The sequence below is a fragment of the Bacteroidota bacterium genome, assembly GCA_034723125.1.
Classification (GTDB): Bacteria; Bacteroidota; Bacteroidia; order CAILMK01; family JAAYUY01; genus JAYEOP01.
In genome coordinates, this window is sequence record JAYEOP010000097.1 from 1 (window position 1) to 4,682 (window position 4,682).

General features: G+C 30.3%; 5 protein-coding genes. 2 read left to right on the plus strand and 3 right to left on the minus strand.

Features of this window, described 5'->3' with window-relative positions; all coding sequences use genetic code 11:
• Positions 1–302: 302 nt before the first annotated feature.
• From U9R42_02865 to U9R42_02875, 3 genes are all read right to left on the minus strand, one after another.
• A complete protein-coding gene (locus tag U9R42_02865; GenBank protein MEA3494957.1) occupies positions 303–1,034 on the minus strand; it encodes an FKBP-type peptidyl-prolyl cis-trans isomerase in 732 nt (243 codons plus the stop codon).
• A 40-nt stretch (positions 1,035–1,074) separates the two neighbouring features.
• Positions 1,075–1,785, minus strand: coding sequence for an FKBP-type peptidyl-prolyl cis-trans isomerase (locus tag U9R42_02870; GenBank protein ID MEA3494958.1), 711 nt, complete (start codon positions 1,783–1,785; stop codon positions 1,075–1,077).
• Between the two features lie 150 nt (positions 1,786–1,935).
• On the minus strand, positions 1,936–2,067 hold the full coding sequence (locus U9R42_02875) for a hypothetical protein (GenBank protein ID MEA3494959.1): 132 nt from the start codon (positions 2,065–2,067) through the stop codon (positions 1,936–1,938).
• Between the two features lie 47 nt (positions 2,068–2,114).
• Between U9R42_02875 and U9R42_02880 the strand changes: the two genes are divergently transcribed.
• Positions 2,115–3,074, plus strand: coding sequence for a transglutaminase (locus U9R42_02880; GenBank protein MEA3494960.1), 960 nt, complete (start codon positions 2,115–2,117; stop codon positions 3,072–3,074).
• Between the two features lie 274 nt (positions 3,075–3,348).
• A complete protein-coding gene (creD, locus tag U9R42_02885) occupies positions 3,349–4,674 on the plus strand; it encodes a cell envelope integrity protein CreD (GenBank protein MEA3494961.1) in 1,326 nt (441 codons plus the stop codon).
• The last annotated feature ends 8 nt before the right edge of the window (positions 4,675–4,682 follow it).

Here is a 4,682-nt window from a genome sequence, read left to right on the forward strand (position 1 = left end):
GCGGAACAAGTAGAACTCTGAAAAGTTTAAGAAGTTATCAAAAAAAATATAAGCCTGAATTTATCTTTCGTTGTTCACCACGCAATTATTCTAAAGAAAAGGAATTTGTTAATTTCCCTCTTTATTCGATTTTTTCGATTTTTGGGTTAATTGATAGTTGCAAGAGGTCTTTTTAAATTCTCTTGTAGAAAAAACCAACCATTTTGTCTATTACACCAAGAGTTTACAAATATAAAAATCGTCATTACGAGCTTAAAACCCATAATGACGTTTTTTTTAAATTTCAATAAATGTTTTAAAGTTTATTGAACTTCTCCAGATGCTTTAGCTTCTGTAAAATCAATAAGTTCAACTTCAAAAATAAGTGCTGAACCACCGGGGATTTTTTCTCCTGCTCCTCTGTCGCCATAAGCAAGGTCGGCAGGAATGTAAAGTATAGCATGTCCACCTTTAGAGATTAGTTGAAGTCCTTCTGTCCAACCTGAAATTACTCTGTTTAAAGGAAATGTTGCAGGTTGTCCTCTGTCTTTTGAAGAATCGAAAATTGTTCCGTCAAGAAGTTTACCAACATAATGAACTGTTACCTCATCAGTAGGATTTGGATGTGGTCCTGTTCCCTGCTCGATGATTTTGTATTGTAAACCGCTTTCTGTTTTTTCCACACCTTCTTTCTTAATGTTTTCTGCAAAAAATTCATCAGCTATCTTCCTGTTTTCACCTGATTTCATCATAGTTTCTTCTTCTTGCTTTTGTCTTAATTCTTCCTGAAAAGCAAGCATAATTCTATCTTTTTCGATGTTATCAAAAATAGTAGAATCATATAACAAATCATTAACTCCTTTAGCAAAAGCTTCAGGAACAATGTCAATTGATTGGCTTTTAAAATTTTCACCAATTGTCATTCCAAGAGCATAACTAACTGAATCTTGTTCTGTTTCAAGTGTTACATCTGAATTGCCTTTTTTTGAATCACAGGATAAAAGTAATGCTGTGATTACAAATGTAAATAGCACAAATAATACGTTTTTTTTCATAATATAATATTTAATTTTTTTAATGTCTGAAATAAAGTTGTTATTTTGATACTTTAATAAGTTCAACTTCAAAGATTAAAGTAGAACCTCCGGGTATTTGCTGTCCTGCACCTCTTTCTCCATATCCTAATTCGGAAGGGATGTAAAAAATATATTTTGCACCTTCTTTCATTAGTTGTAAACCTTCTGTCCATCCGCTAATTACACGGTTGAGTGGGAATGTTGCTGGCTCACCTCTATCGTAAGATGCATCAAATTTTGTCCCGTCAATTAAAGTTCCTTTGTAATGAACTGTTACTGTATCGGTAGCTACAGGAGAAGTTCCTGTACCTTTTGTAATAACTTTGTACTGAAGTCCGCTTTCTGTTTCGATTACGCCTTCTTTCTTTTTGTTTTTTGCAAGAAATTCTATTCCTGCTGCTTTAACATTTTCCATTTCTTTTGATTGAATTTGTTTTTGTTTTTCTTGTAATTGTTTTTGAAAATCTGTCATTATCTTTTTTTCCATTTCATCTGTAAACAAAATGTCTTCCCCTGTTGTTGCATTTAAAATGCCTCTTGCAAGGGCTTCGGGTGTAACTTCAATTGATTGAGCTTTTAAGTTTTTCCCAATGTCTAATCCAATAGCATAACTAAATGAATCTACTTTGTTTTTTAATTTTACTTTTTCTATTTTTTGTGCTTGTCCAGAAAAACTAATCAAGCAAAAAATACTTAGTACTGAAATGTAAGTGAAAATTTTGTTTTGCATAATAAAATTTGTTTTTTATGAAATTTATCTGTTTTTTTAAAAAAGCAAAGGTAATAAAATGCAATAACATCCAAAGGAAAATCACTTGAATTCTTCTTTTTTTGAAATTATGAAATAGAATTATATGATTTAGTATATTTGAAATTTAGGTCATTGAGTAATGAAGTGATTTTTTTTAATTAAAGAGTGCAGGTTTTGAAAATCAGGAATTGCCACATTCCCTAAAGGAAGTCCTGATGTTTGGCTTATTTTTTCTTTTAAGGGGGCTTCTAAAAAAAACATAAACAAATTATTTTTATAAATTAGCTGTCCGAAAAAATTGCCTTTTTATGAATAAAAACAGCTTATCAAAGATTTTTAAAAAATCAAAAAATGAAACAAAAGCTGAGGAAAAAATTAAACATGTATTCCTGAAAAAAGTTATCAGTTTTATTGCAACAATCATTATTAGCATTCCTTTATTTATAATTTTGTATCAATATGTTCCTGAAATAAAAATAGTTATTGCCGACACTTATAATTTACGCTTTGACCATATTCTCTCATTTATCATCATTTTCGCTCTTATTAATTTACTTGTAAGGCTTTTAAAAAATATCGTTTTTGGAATTGCAATAATGGTAATAATTGTACTGACAATAAACTTTTTCAGGAATAAGTACAGCTACAATGACATTTATACTGATTACAAATCTTTAGTAATGTATTTAGTAGAAAAACCTGTTAAAGTTCCATTTTTGCCTGAGTCAGCTCATTTTAGGAATGCTACAAAAGTTAATAAAGCAATTGTGCATGATGACCCGGAAGTAAGAAATTATGCAATCGTAAATTCCTTAAAGTATTTTTCCGATGATTATTACTACAGAAAGTACGGAAATGTAGTTCGTTATTTTTCAATATTTAAAGAAATAAATACAAACTGGAAATATGTTCCTGACCCTATTGATAAAGAATATTATGCCTCGTCAAAAGAAAGTATTTTACATCTTTCAGGTGATTGTGATGACCATTCCATAATGATGGCTTCTTGCATTAAAGCCATTGGTGGAGAAGTTCGCTTGGTAAGAACCATTGGACATTTATATCCGGAAGTAAAGGTTTGCCATAGAAGAGATCTTGATAGAATTAATTTATTGATCAGAGAATTATTTGAAGAAGAAACAAAAGGAAAATCCATTTATTTTCATATTGATAAAGATGGTTTTATCTGGCTAAATTTTGATTATTCCGACAGCTATCCCGGTGGTAAATTTATGAATGTTAAAATAGTAGATATTTTGAATGTTTAAGGAGTTTTTACAAATTACTTTATTTATTTAAAATATTATTACATTTGCAAGTAAATTTCAAGATATATTCAATTTTATTAGGGCATGAATAGCGTAAAACAACAGAGATTTACACACATATTACTAGCAAAGGGCTTGGTGGCATCGTTAATCCATTGGAGGATATGGACTTATAGGTTTTTGAGTATATCTGCATATAATGAAAATAAACGGAACTTCCGTTTATACTAATGTTATAGCCAATTATAAAATACTAACACAAATACTAACAAATATGAAAACCATAAAAAACAACATTTACTTCAAAGTAGGGACAATAGTAATTATAACATTGTTGCTTCTTATACCGACTTCTATGATTAGAAGTTTAATAGGCGAAAGGGAAAAGACACAGAATGCTGCAATCCGTGAAGTTAGTTCCAAATGGGGTGAAGAGCAAACCATATATGGACCTTTTATTTCCATTCCTTATTTCAGGTATGTAAAAGAGTTTTCAAAAAAAGACTCTACCGAGAAAATTGTAAAACTTAAGGAATACTTACACATTTTACCAGCTCAACTGAATATCTCAGGAAATATCAATCCAGAAAAGCGTTACCGAGGAATTTATGAAATAGTAGTATATAATTCTAAAATAAATATTTCAGGAGTATTTAACAAGCTTGATTTTGCCACTATTGATATTCAACAAAATAATATACAATTTGACAAAGCAGAATTTGTTATTGGGATTAATGACCTTAGAGGTATTGAGGAGCAAGTAAATTTAACTTGGAACAATGACGAAATTTCATTCAATCCAGGCGTTTCTTCAAATGATGTTGTGAGAAGCGGAATTAATGCTTTACTTACTATAAATCCAAATGATAGCTCGATATATAATTTTGATTTATCCTTAGACTTAAAAGGAAGTCAACTTTTGTATTTTACTCCAGTAGGAAAAGTTACTGACATAAATATTGCTTCTGAATGGCCTAACCCCTGTTTTAATGGTGCATTTCTTCCTGACAACAGAGTGGTGTCTGAAAATGGATTTAAAGCAAATTGGAATGTTTTACATTTAAACAGGAACTACCCACAGATATGGACAAGTAACCGACACTCTATCAAAAGCTCCTCATTTGGTATTGATTTACTACTACCAGTAGACAACTACCAGAAATCATATCGTTCAATTCGCTATGCTATTTTATTTATAGGATTTACGTTTCTGGTTTTTTTCTTCATCGAAGTCATGAATAAAGTATTCATTCACCCTATTCAATACATACTTGTTGGTGTCGCTTTAGTAGTTTTTTATACTCTTTTACTTTCTATATCTGAACATTTAAAATACAACGTTGCCTTTATTGTTTCTGCTATTTCGACACTATTGCTTATAGCAGGATATGTAAAAGCAGTTTTAAAATCAGGTAGGTTGACAATGTTAATTTCTGGCATACTTACCGTTCTGTATGTTTTCATATTTGTTATTATTCAACTACAAAACTACGCATTACTTATTGGAAGCATTGGTGTTTTTATAATTCTCGGACTTGTGATGTATTTTTCACGTAAAATTGACTGTTATAATTTGAATCTAAATGAAAAGAACGAATAGAAACTGGC

Bases quoted from the DNA above. Each gene is read 5' to 3' on its own strand.
- U9R42_02865 (MEA3494957.1), bottom strand. From the start codon at position 1,034: ATGAAAAAAAACGTATTATTTGTGCTATTTACATTTGTAATCACAGCA.
- U9R42_02870 (MEA3494958.1), bottom strand. From the start codon at position 1,785: ATGCAAAACAAAATTTTCACTTACATTTCAGTACTAAGTATTTTTTGC.
- U9R42_02875 (MEA3494959.1), bottom strand. From the start codon at position 2,067: ATGTTTTTTTTAGAAGCCCCCTTAAAAGAAAAAATAAGCCAAACATCA.
- U9R42_02880 (MEA3494960.1), top strand. From the start codon at position 2,115: ATGAATAAAAACAGCTTATCAAAGATTTTTAAAAAATCAAAAAATGAA.
- creD (MEA3494961.1), top strand. From the start codon at position 3,349: ATGAAAACCATAAAAAACAACATTTACTTCAAAGTAGGGACAATAGTA.